The following is a 16,402-nucleotide window of genomic DNA, read 5'->3' as shown; positions in this document are numbered from 1 at the left end:
CCCCGCTCGCTTTTCTTTGTCTAGCTACGAGGGGTTGAAGTCTGGCAACTGCTCACAATGTCGCTCGAAACTAATGTTTCGAGTGAATAAACGACATGGCTCACTGTTGCAAACTTCAAAACGCCCCTCTCCGCTTTTCTAATTCCCCACGGAGATGCCGGTTGTGCTGAAAATGGTATTTGTTATGGCATTTACTTGTTCTATGGCAGTGCCGTCTGCTATTTCTAGTTTGACAATCCATGCTGGAACGAAAACTTGTTTGTTGTTAACGGATAAAATGTTGACATACCCTAATTCACAAGAGGAGATTTTGGATTTGTTTGGGATTTTACTATTATTGTACAGGGTCGTAATCGCCTCTCTCATACTAATAAGCTCTTGCTTTTCACGTAGTGGTTCAATTTGTGACAAGTGCGTTTGAGTGTAGTGATTAAATTCCCAAGACTTGTCATTTTTTTTCAGCAATATGGTCATTTTACTTGCCTCGTCCATAAAAGGAAGTCCTTCATAACTTTGGGACAATAAAAGGCTTTGCTGAGTCCCTGTTTTCTCCTTTGTCTTTTTCAAAATGGTATAATCTTTTCCGTACAAAACAGCGTCCGTTGAGGAAAGAAAGCTCCCTAGAGCGTTACCTTCTAAATTTTCTTTTACCGTATATTTTTTATTCGATGTCACAGAAAATGTGTAATTTGTTGGAAAACTAACGGTTTTCCCGCTAAAAAAAGGATTCTCTCCGTCTGTTTCCTCTAACAATTGAAAATTTGTTGGCTCTGCTGAGAGATAGTAGCCCTTTTGTTTTTTTTCTAAAAGTGTCGGAAACCCAATCCCGTCTTTTTTCATACGTGCCTCTACCGATAGTGTCGCATTCATCTCCGTATTGTCACCTCCATTTTCCTTGTAAAGCAAGTAAAGGAAAATATCTAAAGCAAAAAAGGCGATTAAAAAGATTTGAATGATTCGTCTAAAATCCATTTACTTCTCCCCCTTTTGCAAATTTTCGAGTAAAACCGAAAGTGGCAACCATTCTTGCTTATAGTGGATAAACCAATTTGGAAGTAAGTCTACAATAGAATTGTTTTTGTTCAGCTCCCCCCAAGAATAGCCAATAACAAGGCTTTTTATTTCAGATTGCTTTGCTCCAGCGTTTTGAAGTTGTTTAATAACGTCCATTGTTTTCGGCAAGCGAATCATCTCATTCGTAGGAATTGGCACTTGCAATGTATCGACATTCGAGCGTAGAGTAATGGTTCTCCCCTCACCTGTTTCAAGTCCAAACGAAACAATCACTTTCCCTTGGTCAATTTGGGAAAACACGGGGTACCCTTCTACAAACGTGCGATAAATTGTTCCTTTTTCTTCTTTCGCAAAAAAGCGTAATTGCGGGAAGATATTCCCTAAATTTTGCACATATTGGAAACTTCCTTCGATTTCATTTTCTGAACGCTCCGTTCCTATAAATCCTTGAAAAGATAACTGACCGTTCGTTTCTTTTACGTCAAAGTTCTCATTGCTATCATTGACATAAGGCACTTCGACATCAAAAGTTGTATGCTTTACATTTTGGAAAAAAGCGTCACGAAACACGGTGTATGGCTGACTTGCGACGATATAGCTATATTTTTTCAGTTCAATTTGCTCGTCAATCGCATAGCGAACACCTAGAATTTCATGATTTTCACTTACTGGCAAACTTTTCAACTCTTTTGATTGAATAAGCGACTCAAAACTTTTTTGATTGATATTTCCTGCCACTTCTATATATTGCTTGGTTTCATCATTGACAAAGTAGACCATTCCATTTGAAAAATTGACCAGCACACGACGAAACCAAAAGGATTGCTCGCTATCGCTGATTTTTTTGATTTTCAGATTAAATGCCTCTTGATATTCGCCAAACAAAAATTTGTCCTCATAACGCAATTCCAATCCGTTCTCCACGTTCATCGTCTTTTGAAAATCATCATTGGTAGCTTTGTGAAATTTTATTTTCCCAAATTTGACATTGCTCAAAATCTTTTGAGCGTCACTCAACACATTTTCTCCTTGTATCCAACGCATTTTTCCGTCCGTACGTGAAATTAAATAAATCGGCAGAAACACCGTTTTTTCTGACAAAATCGAGTTTTCATCCTTTAGGTTTTCACTTATCGTTTCATCTGTCAAACTTTTTTCAGGATTGAACCAAATAAAATAGCTCAATACTAAAGAAATCACAATCAGGACAATTAAAAGTGCTTGTGAAATTCTTTCTGTTAGCTTACTCAAATTCATCCCCCCACTCTTCTTCGTATGGTTCGTAAGGAAGTGCAATGTAGAAAGTAGACCCTACGTGCAATTTCGAGTCCGCCCATATTTGCCCGCCATGACTTGTAACAACTTCTTTGGCAATGGCAAGACCGAGTCCTGTTCCTCCTTGCTTTCTCGCACGTGCTTTGTCAACACGATAAAAACGCTCAAAAATTTTCCCCACATCTTTTTTTGGAATCCCAAGTCCTTGGTCATGAATACTCAACAGCACATTATTCTGGGATTCAGTCAAACGAACGGTAATCATACCTCCGTCTGGCGAATATTTCAACGCATTGTTCATGATGTTATCAATCACCTGCATCATGCGGTCGGTGTCAATTTCCACCCACAAATCTTTCGGTGTAAACTCTCGCTTAATCACATACTTTTTCCCTGTTTCTTCTGAGTTTTTCATCATGTCAAAGCGATCCAAAACATAAGAGACAAAGTCATTAAAATTAATAAATTCTTTCTTCAATGTCGTATGTCCCGAGTCCATTCGAGAAAGATTGAGCAAATCGGTAATCATACGCATCATGCGGTTAGCTTCTTCTAGGCTAGTAGAAAGAAAACTTTCGGCGACTTCTTCATCTTTGTACGCTCCGTCACTAAGTGCTTCGAGGTAGCTTTTCATACTTGTCAAAGGCGTACGTAGTTCATGGGAAACATTGGAGACGAACTCTTGACGTTCACGCTCAATTTTCGTCTGCTCAGTCACGTCATGCAACACGACAACCAAACCTGAGATAAAGCCACTCTCACGGCGAATAATCGCAAATTCAACGTGCAAAGTGGAATATTCCTCATCACGACCAGCTACTTCTACTAAAATTTCAGGATTTTCTTCGAGAATTTGTCGCAAACTATATTTATCATCCAGTTTTAGCAAATCTAAAATACTCGTACCAATCACGGTATCTTTTTGCACATTTAGCAAACTCATCGCCATTTCGTTAATCATCATCACCTTGCCACGTCTATCCGTTGAAATAACGCCGTCGGTCATATGAGAAAGGACGGAATTGAGACGATTTCGGTCGCTTTCAATCGTTTCTTGTGTCATTTCAATTCGCTCGGATAACTGATTGAACGTATTCCCCAGCTGAGAAAGTTCGTCCTTCCCACGAATAAGCAATTTCCCAGAGTAATCCCCTCGTGTAATTCGCCCTGCCGCCTCACGAATTTCTTCGATTGGCTTAGTAATCGACTTACTGATGAGAAACGCCACCAAACAAGAAATAAGGCTACCAATCAAACTTGAAGTCAAGAAAATAACCGAAATTCCACGAATTTCCTTGTAAACCACTTCTATATCACTTTTCACATAAACAGCACCGACAATGGCATTTCCTGTTGAGGTAGTGACAGGCTGAACATTAATATACACACGACCTGCACCTTCTACGCTATCAATATGCTTAATCGCAAAATCGTTTAAATCACGATAATCATTTTTTTTGCCAATAATCGCTTGAGCGTTGTTCCCTGTTGCTGCACGAATAATCCCACGTTCATCTACCACACGCACTTCAAGCGTATTGCTCATCGGAAAAGAAGAAAGTTGCTTTTGAATTTGAGCGTCTACCTCATCTGTATGATTTTGCACGGAAAGATCATTGCTAATATTTCCTGCAAGTTGCTCCACTCGTGGATCAATTCCTTGCTTAAAACTTTCGATATTCTCTTTTTCCAATGTGTGAATAAAATAATTTCCGATTAATTCAATAGAAATAAGTAGTAGCAAAATGAATGCTACTACTATTTTGAAATTAACAGATTGGTAAAAGCGAATGGTTGATTTCATTTGGTGATTGCTCCTAATTCTTTGCCTGCTTTTAAGTCACTCTAAAAACTCGCACTTATCCAAAATTTTTTAGAAGTGTTCTTAATCATTCTCTGGGTTTCTCAAATAATACCCTACCCCACGTCTTGTCACAAGGTAGGCTGGTCTACTTGGGGTGTCTTCTATTTTTTCACGAAGTCTCCTCACCGTTACATCAACAGTTCGCACATCGCCAAAATAATCATATCCCCAAACGGTCTGAAGTAAATGCTCACGTGTCATCACTTGACCAAGGTGTTTCGCTAGGTAGTGCAACAATTCAAACTCACGATGTGTCAGCTCAATTTTTTCACCACGCTTAGAAACAATATACGCACTTGGATGAATGACCAATTCTCCTATCGTCAAGTCTCCTTGTGCTTCGTTTTCACTTTCCGCCTTGGTAATCGTATTGCGGCGGAGATTTGCTTTCACACGTGCCACTAACTCACGGTTGGAAAAAGGTTTGGTTACATAATCGTCCGCACCCAATTCAAGCCCTAGCACTTTGTCAATTTCCGAATCTTTAGCTGTCACCATGATAATTGGCATATCATAACTTTTACGCACTTCACGTGCCACTTCAAGACCGTCCATTTTCGGCAACATCAAGTCTAGCAAAATCAAATCTGGTTCTTCTTCTTTGACTTTCTCCACTGCCTCTTCTCCGTCAAAGGCAGTTACCACTTCGTACCCTTCCTTAGTCAAATTGTACTTCACAATATCACTAATCGGCTTTTCATCGTCTACTACTAAAATTTTTTTCATACGGCACCTCACTTGATTTTCTATGTCTAATTATACCCTAATCCCATGACTTATGGTATAGAGAAACTTCTAAAGTTAAGTATAACGTAACAAACAAAGAATGTCAGCCATTTTTCTTGATACCACAACATTTAGTTTGAGAAAAGACAATCAACCACAATATCTTGTGCTATCTCTTTGACAAACCGAGAAAATTTCTCTAAACTATATTTTGTATTCAAAGTAAAATTTTAGAAATGAGGAAAAAAGAATGGTAAAGGTATTTTCAAAAAATAATTGTATGCAATGTAAAATGGTCAAACGTTTTTTAGATGAGCGTGGTGTGGCATTTGTTGAGCATAATATTGATGAAGAACCTGAATATATCAACTATCTCAAAGAAAAAGGTTTCCAAGCAGTGCCTGTGGTTGAAACGAAAGAAACTACTTTTTCTGGTTTCCGTCCCGATCAACTAAAAGCATTGAGTGTTTAATGATGAAAATTGTCTATTTTTCTCTAACAGGTCAAACGAGACGATTTGTCAAAAAAACGGGACTTGACGCTTTTGAAATTACAGCAAGCAATTCTTTTACGGATTTTGATGAGCCGTATGTATTGATTGTGCCAACCTATGAAAAAGACGTGGTCACCCCCGTCTTTGATTTTTTGGAAAATGGTCGAAACGCTGAATTTTGTGCAGGCGTTGCTGGCGGTGGCAATCGAAATTTTGCAGAACTGTTTGTGTTCACTGCAAAAGACATTGCCAAAGATTACCACGTTCCACTTTTGTACACATTTGAATTTAATGGTACAGAAGAAGACGTGAAATACATTCAGAAAGTAGTGAAATCACTTGAGTCTTAATGAAATAAAAGAAGTAACTTATTTTAAGTTAAACAATGAAATTAACCGTCCTATAAATGGTCAAATTCCACTGCATAAGGACAAAGAGGCACTTGAGGCATTTTATAAAGAAAATGTAGAGCCAAATACAAAAAAATTCGCCTCTATTTCTGAGAAAATGGAATGGTTAATTGAACAAGATTATATAGAAAAACCGTTCATTCGCAAATATTCATCTACTTTTATTGAAAAATTGTATAGCTTTTTAGCTGAGCAAAATTTTCAATTCAAAAGTTTTATGGCAGCCTATAAATTTTACAGCCAATACGCACTGAAAACCAATGACGGTGCATATTATTTGGAAACAATCGAAGACAGAGTCGCATTCAATGCTCTTTATTTTGCGGACGGAAATGAAGAACTTGCACTTGATATTGCCAATGAAATGATTCATCAGCGTTATCAACCTGCTACTCCTTCTTTTTTAAATGCGGGTCGCAAACGTCGTGGAGAGCTTGTGAGTTGTTTCCTTATCCAAGTAACAGATGATATGAACTCTATCGGTCGCTCCATTAACTCTGCTTTGCAACTTTCACGTATTGGTGGCGGTGTAGGTATTTCTCTTTCCAACTTGCGTGAGGCGGGAAGTGCGATTAAAGGATACGAGGGTGCTGCAAGTGGTGTAGTTCCTGTGATGAAACTCTTTGAGGACAGTTTTTCTTACTCCAATCAATTGGGACAACGTCAAGGGGCAGGTGTGGTTTATTTGAGCGTGTTTCACCCTGATATTATCCACTTCCTCTCTGCGAAAAAGGAAAATGCCGATGAGAAAATTCGTGTCAAAACTCTTTCACTTGGGGTAACTGTACCTGATAAATTTTACGAGCTTGTACGAAAAAATGAATATATGTACTTGTTCTCGCCTTATTCGGTAGAACGTGAGTATGGCGTGCCATTCAATTACCTTGACATCACAAAAGAATACGACAACCTCGTTTTGAACCCTAACATTCGCAAAACGAAAATTCTTGCTCGTGATTTGGAAAATGAGATCTCTAAATTGCAACAAGAAAGTGGTTACCCTTATATTGTCAACATTGATACAGCAAACCGTGCCAATGCGATTGACGGGAAAATTGTAATGAGCAATCTTTGTAGCGAAATTTTACAAGTGCAAAAAACTTCCGTTTTAAATGACGCTCAAGAATATGTAGAAATGGGAACAGATGTCAGCTGTAATCTCGGTTCTACCAATGTGGTAAATTTAATGGACAGTAGTGATTTTGGTAAAAGTGTTCGCACAATGGTAAGAGCTTTGACATTTGTCACCGACTCCTCACAAATTGAGGCAGTGCCTAGCATTAAAAAAGGAAATAACGAGGCTCATACGTTCGGACTTGGAGCAATGGGACTTCACACGTATTTTGCAAAAAATCATATGTTCTACGGTTCTCCTGAATCTGTCGAATTTACAAGCATTTACTTTATGCTTTTAAACTACTGGACATTGGTTGAAAGCAAGAATATTGCCAAAGAGCGAAACCAAACCTTTGTAGGATTTGAACAATCTAAGTATGCGACTGGAGAATATTTTGACAAATATTTAACTGATGAATTTTCCCCTAAATCAAATAAGGTAAAAGAAATATTCAAAGATATTTTCGTGCCAACGGCTGAGGATTGGGCTGAGTTGAAAAAAGAAATTCAAACGCACGGTTTGTATCATCAAAATCGCTTAGCAGTCGCACCAAACGGTTCGATTTCTTATATTAATGATACTTCCGCAAGTATTCACCCGATTACGCAACGTGTGGAAGAACGTCAAGAGAAGAAAATCGGAAAAATCTATTATCCAGCGGCATATCTCGCAAATGATACAATGGCTTATTATACGAGTGCTTATGATATGGATATGCGAAAAGTGATTGACGTGTACGCTGCCGCAACGGAACACGTTGACCAAGGACTTTCTCTTACATTGTTTATGCGTAGCGAAATTCCTCGTGGGATTTATGAATGGAAAAGCGACACCAAGCAAACAACGAGAGATTTGAATATTTTGCGAAACTATGCGTTTTATAAAGGTGTCAAATCTATTTATTATGTACGCACTTTTACTGATGACGGCGATGAAGTTGGTGCAAATCAGTGTGAGAGTTGTGTGATTTAATCAAAACTAAGGAGACAAACAATGAGCAAAACTTACTATAAAGCAATCAACTGGAATGAACTGGAAGATGCGATTGATAAATCTACTTGGGAAAAATTAACGGAACAATTTTGGTTAGATACACGTATCCCACTTTCCAACGACTTGGACGACTGGCGAAAATTGAGCGAGGAAGAAAAAACTCTTGTCGGACACGTCTTTGGTGGCTTGACTTTGCTTGATACTGTGCAAAGTGAAACAGGAATGGAGAGCTTGCGACAGGACGTGCGAACTCCTCACGAGGAAGCTGTGCTAAATAATATTCAATTTATGGAAAGTGTTCATGCGAAAAGTTATTCTTCTATTTTTTCTACGTTAAATACCAAAAAAGAAATCGAAGAAATTTTTGATTGGGTACATGAAAATGAATATTTGCAAACAAAAGCAAAAATCGTAAACGAGATTTACAAAAATGGAACACCACTAGAGAAAAAAGTGGCGAGTGTCTTTTTGGAAACTTTCTTGTTCTACTCTGGTTTTTTTACACCTCTTTACTATCTTGGAAACAACAAACTTGCCAATGTTGCAGAAATCATCAAGCTCATCATTCGTGATGAATCTGTGCATGGCACGTATATTGGCTACAAATTCCAACTTGGATTTAATGAGTTACCAGAAGAGGAACAAACAACGTTAAAAGATTGGATGTATGATTTGCTTTATACTTTATACGAAAACGAAGAACGTTATACTGAGGAACTTTATGACGGTGTTGGCTGGAGTGAGGAAGTCAAAACATTTCTACGTTACAATGCAAACAAAGCTCTGATGAATTTAGGACAAGACCCACTTTTCCCAGATACTGCCAATGACGTAAATCCAATCGTCATGAACGGTATCTCAACAGGCACAAGCAATCACGACTTCTTTAGCCAAGTAGGAAACGGCTATCTTTTAGGCGAAGTTGAGGCGATGAAAGATGAAGATTATTTGATTGGACTTGAGTATATGAAGTAAAATCGTGAAGAACCATAGAACTCTCTATTTTGTAGAGTTGTATGGTTCTTCGTTTACATTCCCGTTTATTTTCCCAGTGTAAATAAAAGATGTGTAGGCTGCTCGCTTACACATCTTCATCATTATTTCTCCGTTACCACGCCGTTGGCATCACGTTCCACTTTCATATCCGCAACAGGCAAGTATCCAAGTTCTTTCACTGGACCATTTTGCACTTCATCACTCAAAATGTAATCAATGAATTTTTCAGCACTATCATTTTTTCCATTTGTATACATATGCTCATATGACCAGATTTTCCATTTATTATCTTGTACATTTTCTTCTTTTGGCTCTACACCGTCAACAGAAAGAGCAGTGATTGTTTTATCAAAGTAACTAAACGCAAGATAAGAAATTGCTCCCGGCGTTGTCGTAACAATTTGTTTCACTGTTCCAGATGAGTCTTGTTCTTGACTTTTCACTACTTGAATATTATCAAGTGCATATTTTTCAAAATTGAAACGAGTACCTGAACCTTCTGCACGATTGATCACTTGAATTTCTTGGTCTTTTCCACCAACTTCTTTCCAGTTTTTCACTTTACCAGCAAAAATATCTTTCAGCTGTTCTTTAGTTAAATTACTCACGCCAGCATCTTTGTTCACAACTGGTGCCACACCGACAACGGCTACTTTGTGGTCAAGTAAATTTTTGTCCTCGATTTTCTTTTCTTCTGCAAATAAGTCAGAATTTCCGATTGTAATTGCCTTACTTTGCACCTGCGACAACCCTAAACCACTACCGCCGCCTTGAACAGTAATATTTTCACCTTCTTTATACGTTTCTTTCGCCGCATCTACCAGTGGCTGAAGTGCAGTAGAACCTGCTGCGATAATTTTTTCGTTTGTAGCACTTGACGAACTTGACGTTGCCCCTTTCGGTGCATTGTTCACACAACCTGCCAATAACAAACTTCCTAACAAAACGGTTCCTAAGACTAATTTCTTCATCAGAATAATTCTCCTCTAATCGCTCTAAGCGTTTTTTATTTTTGTAATGATGTTTACAAAAACTATTCTAACGAATGAATATTAAAACCTTTAGGATTTTCGGTAAACTTTCGGTAAAACTTTGTAAAGTTTTGGTAAAGAGACAGCTAAAAACTTACACTTATCGTCAATTGATAGATTTCTGTTTTTTCTTTGTCACTCTCCTGCTCCTCGTTCTGGCAACTGCTCACAATTATATGCACTCCTTATCTATCCCAAAAAAACTGAAAATGCGGTTATTTCCAGTTTTTTAGGATAGAAACTTCATGCCTTCACATAAATTACGACATGAACGTTTTAGAAATACCATTAAATTTCCAATTTATTCATCTTTCTTACAGTCAAAGCATAAAAAAATACTGAAAGCGTAAGAAGGTAGATAATCCCTATCAAGAAAGAGGCTCTCGGAAAATATAAGTCTGTTTGCGTAATAACTCCGTAAACATCCAAATAACTATATGGGATAAAAGGACTAAACGTTTTCATCATCTCTGAATCCTTGATTAACGTGAAACCATAATAGGACACCAAGAATACTCCTAAACTTAATAATGTTTTTTTCAAGTAAGCACCTAGGAAAAGAAATAAGATACCTAAAAATAGTAGTACCACAAAATAGTAAGGAACATAAGAAATAACCAACTCTGGTGCTGAAATATATGAAAAATCAAGTCGGTAAATATCATTCCCTATGACTACTGGAAATTTCGACGTACCAAATCCATTTATCATTGCTTTACTTACGATAAGTAAACCTAAAGAAAAAATCAAAAATATCGCAGTACTAAAAAATTGAACAAACAACTTAGAATCTATAATTGTTCTTTTTTTCTTTCTTGTAAATGAGTAAAGATAAATAGTCGATTTCTCAAAATTATTTGTCAAAAAATCACAAAATAGAATCGAAAAAAGCATGATGACTATGAAATTGGAAGCGAATTTCAAAGTATCTTCTAAAGTTCCCCATGCAGTCAACGGGTGCATTATATCTTCGGTAATCGGAATCTTTTTTTCCACAAAACGAGCGATTAAAGCGTCATCTTTTTTTAGTTGCAAATATAATTTAGGATCCCTTTCCCTCAATTCTTCCAAGTTCTTTTTCACACCATTATTAGATGAAAGATTGTTCTTTTTATATTGCAAAATATAATACTCATTCCAATCCCCACGTCGTAGTGCTGTAATTTGATGATTCATTAAATCAAGTGTTTCGTCTTTCCATTTCAAATTCTCAAGACCTACTTCATTTCCTGACTCTTTTGCCAACTTTTTCTCTTTTTCTAAATTAATGGAGTAAATTCTTATCTCTTGGTCTAAAGAACCAATATAATTACTCATCATATCTTCTTGAGTAAATGACAAAGTGCTAAAATTAAATAAAAACAGAACAAGTAATAGACAGAGAAGGAGTGCATTTTTCATTACAAGAAAAGATTTCCATTCAAATTTCAATCTCTGTATCATCAAATTCCCCCATTGTTTTCTCTAGATAAAGATTTTCCAAAGAACGTGCTTGTGACATATCTTCTACTTTTTCTAAGGTGTTGTCATATAAAAAATAAACATCATCAGCTATCTCAGATATTTCTGTTAATTGATGAGAGGAAAGGAGAATGATTTTCTCTTTCTTTAATTTCATCAGTAGATTCATCGCTTTTCTTCTATTTTTTGGGTCTAGTCCATTTAAAATTTCATCAAAGATTAAAATCGGCACATCAAAACTGCACGTAAGAATAATAAGTAAAATTTGTCTCATTCCTAGAGAATAACTTTTCACTTTTTTCTTCATTAATTCTTCTGCTTGAAAATAATTGATTAATTTTTCCGTTCTTTCTTTCTGGCTTTCTAACAACAATAACAAATGTTCTCTACCTGTCAAATTTTCTATGAGAATACTTTCGTTTACAAAAAACGAGACCTTTCCAAATGAATCGTTTGTTGAAAAAATTTCCTTCTCATCAATGAAGATGTGTCCCTCATCTTTATGCAAAATTCCAGAAATTACTTTCAAAAGCGTCGTTTTTCCAATTCCATTTGGTCCTATAAAACATGCAATACTCGGTTTTTTTATAGACAGTGATAAATTACTAAACACGACCTGTTTTTTAAAAGATTTTTTGATATTTTTTACTGTAATCATCTGCTTCCTCCATATTCATTATATTTCTAATTTATTCATCTTCCTTACAGTCAAAGCATAAAAAATTACCGAAAGCACTAGAAGGTAAAGAACGCCTATCAAGAATGATTCCTTTGAAAAGGAGAAATCTGTTTGTGTAATGACTCCATAAGTATCTAAATAGTTATATGGGATAAACGGACTAATCACTTTCATGACACCAAAATCTTTGATTAACGTGAAACCATAGTACGATAATAAAAATAAACCTAGACTTACTAAACTTTTTCTCAAATAAGCACCTAAGAAGAGAAAAAACGTAATCAAGAATAGCAAGACTAGAAAGTAATACGGAATGTAGCGAAGCAATAATTCTGGAGATGAAATAAATGAAAAGTTCTTTACATCATTGCCGATTGCTATTGGATATTTCGATGTTCCCATTCCGTATATCGCTCCTTTTACTGTAAAAAGCAACCCGAAACATAAGACAGAAAAAATTACACTTGTAGAAAGTTGAATCAGTAGTTTAGAGATAATAATGCTACTTTTTTTCTTTCTTGTGAAAGAGTATAGATAAATATTCGATTTTTCAAATGAGTTTGTTAAAAAGTCACAAAATAAAATTGCAAAGAGCATGATTACTAAGAAATTCGAGCATTCAGATAGTGTGTTTGATAGCGTCCCCCAGTTACTTGCAGGATTTCCTATATTTTCGGTGATTGGGAGATTTTTCTTGATGAAATAATCTCGTTGAGCTTCAAGTTTTTTTAAATGTAAATAAAGTTTTGGTTCTTTCTCTTTCATAGGACTTATTTCTTTATCATCAGCTATTTCATACAATAATTCTTTTCTCTGATATTCTAGTTTATAATAAGTACTCCAATCCTCTTCTTTTAACACTTTGATTAGCTGTCGAGTAAGATCGTTAGCTCTTTCTGCAATTTCTATTGCTGCTATCCAGTGTTCATCCCCCGATTCGAGAGCTTTTTGTTTTTCGTCTAAACTAATAGGATTAAGTTCTAAGTCTTCTTTCCATCCAGCTATCAAATCTTCTTTAGTATCCAATGAAGGTCTTATCATACCAAATGACAAAAAAAACATCGCTGAAATCAAGAAAATCACTATAATATTCTTTTTTTCTAAAAATAATTTCCATTCAAAATTCAATCTTTTCCTCATTTTCCCCTCCGTTATTTTCATTTCAAAACACCCAATCGATTTGTTGCAAAATATTTATCTACACTATATCATATTTTGTTTATTCGCGGGATAGCAAAATAGCTCATTTTTTCGGTAAATCAGCTCATTTTTTTTACAAATGAACACTGCTCTTGACAAAACGTTTTCATTCTTGGTAATATGGGCACCTCTAAAAACTCACGCTTATCCAAAATTGCTAGTTTTCCGATTTTCTTCGTCAAACTCCTGAACGCCCCTCTTAGCTTTTCATCTGCCTAGCTACTAGGGGCTGGAGTTTTTAGAGGTACCTTATCTTATTTCCTCAGTCGCTACATCTTCACCAAACCATTTGATTGAGATTTTTTCAAATGTGCCGTTTTGAACTAATTCTTTTAAGGCTTCGTTTATTTTGTTGACTAATTGCCTGTCTTGTTTTCTTGCTCCTACTGCAAAATCTTCTGTTTCAAAGTCTCCAGAAAGAATGCGATATTTTTCTTTGTCGCCATCTTTTGATAAATAATAATCTGCGTACACTCTATCAATCAACAATCCTTGAATACGTCCGACACGTAAATCCATTAATGCCTCGTTAAACCCTTCATACAATACAGGCTCACCTTGAATGTATTGCTTCAAAATTTTCGGTTGACCATTTAGTACGTCTAGTCCGCTAGAACCATTTTGAGCTCCTAAAATTTTGCCTTTCATTGCTGAAAAACTTGTAATATCCGCACTTTTCATCGTGACAAGAACTTGCATATTTTTCATATAAGGCTTTGAGAAAGCAACTTTTTTCACACGTTCATCATTCACCGTATAACCGTTCCAAATCAAGTCGATTGTCTGATTGTTTAGCTCATTTTCTTTCATATTCCAATCTATTGCTTGAAAATCAACTTTTATATCATACAAATCAAAAACAGCTCTCGCTAAATCAACGTCAAAACCTGTCAATTTCCCATCTTTTTCCTGAAAGCCCATTGGCACGAACGTATCATCTAAGCCAACAATCACTCGTTTATTTTGTTCAATTCTTGCCCATGAATTTCCTTTTTCCTTTACACGCACTCCTTGACAGGCAGAAAGTACAAGCAATAAGGCAAGAAAAGAGAGCATTTTCCTTAGTTTTTTCATTTTCCACCTCTATTCCTTTAAAGCCTCGACTTTGAGCATTTTATCACTAATCTTTTCAGCAAACTCAAGGTCATGCGTGACAACAATTTGCGTTACACCTGTTGTTTTCAGCTCTAAAATCATTTCTTCTACTTGTCGTCTAAGCTCTGGGTCTAACGCACTTGTTGGTTCATCATAGCCTAAAATCTTTGGTTTCATTGCAAGTGCTCGTGCAAGTGCTACACGTTGTTTTTGCCCTCCAGATAGCTGATACGGATAAAGACGTTCCTTCCCGCTCAATCCTAATTGCTCAAGTAGTCCCATTGCCTCAGTGTTCGCATTTTCACGAGTTATTTTCAAAACATTTATTGGTGCAAGGGTAATATTTTCCAAAACTGACAAATGTGGAAACAGCTGAAAATCCTGAAATACCACGCCCATCACTTGTTCTTTCGTATCCAGCACTTCTGGGTGAATTTCATTACCATCTAGCAAAATCTCTCCACTCGTTTTCGTCTCTAGTCCAGCCAAAATACGCAAAAGTGTCGTTTTTCCACCACCACTTTCTCCAACAACCGTCAAAATATCCCCGTCATCAATTTTCAAATTTAAATGGTCAATAATCAACCGTTCTCCGAACTTTTTCGTCAAATTTTTTATTTCTAGCATACAGCGTTCCTCTCTTATCCGACTATTTATAATAGCTAAAATATTTCTCCACTCTTTTGGCAACCAAAGTCAATATTCCAATGATAAACAGATAAATCAGACCGACAAAAATCATTGGTAAAATACTCACATCACGATTCATCGCAATTTGCCCTGCCCGCAACAAATCACCCAAGCCGATTACATAAATCAAAGAAGAGTCTTTGACAAGCGTAACTACCTCGTTGACAATCGAAGGAAGAACAACTTTGATTACTTGTGGTAGAACAATTTTGGTAATCGTCTGCACTTGATTCAGCCCAAGAACACGTGCCGCCTCTCGCTGACCGTCAGGTACCGATTGAATGCCGCCACGGAAAATTTCAGCGAAATAAGCAGCATAATTCAACACAAATGCTACAATCGCTGCATCGTAGCGTTCAAAGACAATGCCGTTTAGCAATGGTAAACCGTAAAAAACAAAGATAAGTTGAAGTAAAAGCGGTGTACCACGCATAATCCATACATACGTGTTGAGGACATATCGCACAATCCGAAATCTTGACAATAATCCAAAGGCAACTAAAATTCCAAGTGGCATAGCTCCGATTAATGTAACAACAAATACTTTCACCGTCATCATCGCTCCACTAAGCAATGCTGGTAAAATTTCTACAATATAGTTCATAAAAAACCTCCTGATTCTAATATTTTTAGGATATTCCTAAAAAGCACCTCTAAATAAGTTGTTTTCTGAAAACAAAAAATCCTCTAGGCAAAAACCTAAAGGACGAACAATACGTGGTACCACCTTTTTTCATTATATTTTTACAAATATAACCTCAACGAGCCAAAGCTCTAGCTATAACGTCGCCAACGGTATTCTCCTACTGTTTTCAGAAAATCAACTCCCAAGTGTGATTTCATCCTGTTTCAACTCTAAAATGATTTTTACATTAAGTTTAAAATCGAAACAGCATCTCCTTCTTCTCTACCCATTCACAGCAAACAGGGCTCTCTTTGAAAAGAACAAAGGGTTGAAGCTTGGTCTTTGTTTTTTGTGTATAAGAATACTATACAGGGAAAGGGTTGGGTTGTCAATGGGGTGCTTCTCTTAGTGAAATAAATTTTAGCAATAAGTTCATTGTCAAGGAAAAATGGATGAAAAATCCGAAAGATAAAGTACATTTTTAAAAAAAAGAAAAAAACTAGCCAACTGCTAGTCTTTTTAAGCGGGTGACGAGAATCGAACTCGCGACAACAGCTTGGAAGGCTGTAGTTTTACCACTAAACTACACCCGCATATTAGAGCGTGGCGACTCCCTAGTCTCACAGGGGGCAACCCCCAACTACCTTCGGCGTAAACGAGCTTAACTTCTGTGTTCGGCATGGGAACAGGTGTCTCCTCGTTGCTATCGCCACCACACTCGTCGTAAATCCCT

Annotated in this window: 15 protein-coding genes, 1 tRNA gene and 1 rRNA gene; 4 read left to right on the top strand and 13 right to left on the bottom strand. The window is 36.7% G+C overall.

Going from position 1 to position 16,402, the window contains the following annotated elements; all coding sequences use genetic code 11:
* Positions 1-138 precede the first annotated feature (138 nt).
* From B5D30_RS01520 to yycF, 4 genes are all read right to left on the bottom strand, one after another.
* Positions 139-972, bottom strand: a complete 834-nt coding sequence (locus B5D30_RS01520) for a two-component system regulatory protein YycI (protein ID WP_078806266.1) — start codon at positions 970-972, stop codon at positions 139-141.
* On the bottom strand, positions 973-2,265 hold the full coding sequence (locus B5D30_RS01515; protein ID WP_159443164.1) for a YycH family regulatory protein: 1,293 nt from the start codon (positions 2,263-2,265) through the stop codon (positions 973-975). It lies immediately after the preceding gene.
* On the bottom strand, positions 2,258-4,093 hold the full coding sequence (walK, locus tag B5D30_RS01510) for a cell wall metabolism sensor histidine kinase WalK (RefSeq protein WP_078806264.1): 1,836 nt from the start codon (positions 4,091-4,093) through the stop codon (positions 2,258-2,260). Before walK ends, B5D30_RS01515 begins: the two co-directional genes overlap by 8 nt.
* An 81-nt stretch (positions 4,094-4,174) precedes the next feature.
* Positions 4,175-4,879, bottom strand: coding sequence for a response regulator YycF (gene yycF, locus B5D30_RS01505; RefSeq protein WP_078806263.1), 705 nt, complete (start codon positions 4,877-4,879; stop codon positions 4,175-4,177).
* 250 nt (positions 4,880-5,129) lie between these two features.
* Here yycF and nrdH point away from each other — a divergent pair, with 250 nt between their 5' ends.
* From nrdH to nrdF, 4 genes are read left to right on the top strand one after another with little or no spacing between them, the layout of a single operon-like run.
* A complete protein-coding gene (gene nrdH / locus B5D30_RS01500) occupies positions 5,130-5,351 on the top strand; it encodes a glutaredoxin-like protein NrdH (RefSeq protein ID WP_078806262.1) in 222 nt (73 codons plus the stop codon).
* A gap of 2 nt (positions 5,352-5,353) precedes the next feature.
* Positions 5,354-5,722, top strand: a complete 369-nt coding sequence (gene nrdI, locus B5D30_RS01495) for a class Ib ribonucleoside-diphosphate reductase assembly flavoprotein NrdI (protein ID WP_078806393.1) — start codon at positions 5,354-5,356, stop codon at positions 5,720-5,722.
* On the top strand, positions 5,712-7,871 hold the full coding sequence (gene nrdE / locus B5D30_RS01490) for a class 1b ribonucleoside-diphosphate reductase subunit alpha (RefSeq protein ID WP_078806261.1): 2,160 nt from the start codon (positions 5,712-5,714) through the stop codon (positions 7,869-7,871). Before nrdI ends, nrdE begins: the two co-directional genes overlap by 11 nt.
* 21 nt (positions 7,872-7,892) lie before the next feature.
* A complete protein-coding gene (gene nrdF / locus B5D30_RS01485) occupies positions 7,893-8,867 on the top strand; it encodes a class 1b ribonucleoside-diphosphate reductase subunit beta (RefSeq protein WP_078806260.1) in 975 nt (324 codons plus the stop codon).
* Between the two features lie 122 nt (positions 8,868-8,989).
* Here nrdF and B5D30_RS01480 read toward each other — a convergent pair whose 3' ends face one another.
* From B5D30_RS01480 to rrf, 9 genes are all read right to left on the bottom strand, one after another.
* Entirely contained in the window at positions 8,990-9,859 is an 870-nt protein-coding gene (locus tag B5D30_RS01480; RefSeq protein ID WP_078806259.1) for a phosphate ABC transporter substrate-binding protein PstS family protein, read from the bottom strand.
* A gap of 348 nt (positions 9,860-10,207) precedes the next feature.
* Positions 10,208-11,362 (bottom strand): hypothetical protein, encoded by a 1,155-nt coding sequence (locus B5D30_RS01475; RefSeq protein WP_078806258.1) that lies wholly within the window; start codon positions 11,360-11,362, stop codon positions 10,208-10,210.
* The gene (locus B5D30_RS01470) at positions 11,340-12,038 is read right to left on the bottom strand and encodes an ATP-binding cassette domain-containing protein (RefSeq protein WP_078806257.1); all 699 of its coding nucleotides are present in this window, start codon (positions 12,036-12,038) and stop codon (positions 11,340-11,342) included. Before B5D30_RS01470 ends, B5D30_RS01475 begins: the two co-directional genes overlap by 23 nt.
* An 18-nt stretch (positions 12,039-12,056) precedes the next feature.
* Entirely contained in the window at positions 12,057-13,199 is a 1,143-nt protein-coding gene (locus tag B5D30_RS01465; RefSeq protein ID WP_078806256.1) for a hypothetical protein, read from the bottom strand.
* Positions 13,200-13,508: 309 nt separating this feature from the next.
* Positions 13,509-14,333: an amino acid ABC transporter substrate-binding protein gene (locus B5D30_RS01460; protein ID WP_078806255.1), complete on the bottom strand. Its 825-nt coding sequence runs from the start codon at positions 14,331-14,333 to the stop codon at positions 13,509-13,511.
* A gap of 9 nt (positions 14,334-14,342) precedes the next feature.
* Complete coding sequence (locus B5D30_RS01455) at positions 14,343-14,981, bottom strand: amino acid ABC transporter ATP-binding protein (RefSeq protein WP_078806254.1); 639 nt, start codon at positions 14,979-14,981, stop codon at positions 14,343-14,345.
* A gap of 22 nt (positions 14,982-15,003) precedes the next feature.
* Complete coding sequence (locus B5D30_RS01450) at positions 15,004-15,648, bottom strand: amino acid ABC transporter permease (protein WP_078806253.1); 645 nt, start codon at positions 15,646-15,648, stop codon at positions 15,004-15,006.
* 543 nt (positions 15,649-16,191) lie between these two features.
* A tRNA-Gly gene (locus tag B5D30_RS01445) sits at positions 16,192-16,262 on the bottom strand.
* 8 nt (positions 16,263-16,270) lie between these two features.
* Positions 16,271-16,386 (bottom strand): 5S ribosomal RNA (gene rrf / locus B5D30_RS01440).
* Between the last annotated feature and the right edge of the window lie 16 nt (positions 16,387-16,402).

It is taken from the genome of Pilibacter termitis (genome assembly GCF_900167335.1).
Taxonomy (GTDB): Bacteria; Bacillota; Bacilli; order Lactobacillales; family Streptococcaceae; genus Pilibacter; species Pilibacter termitis.
The sequence above is the reverse complement of the archived record's forward strand: the minus strand, read 5'-3'. Positions and strand labels throughout refer to the sequence as shown.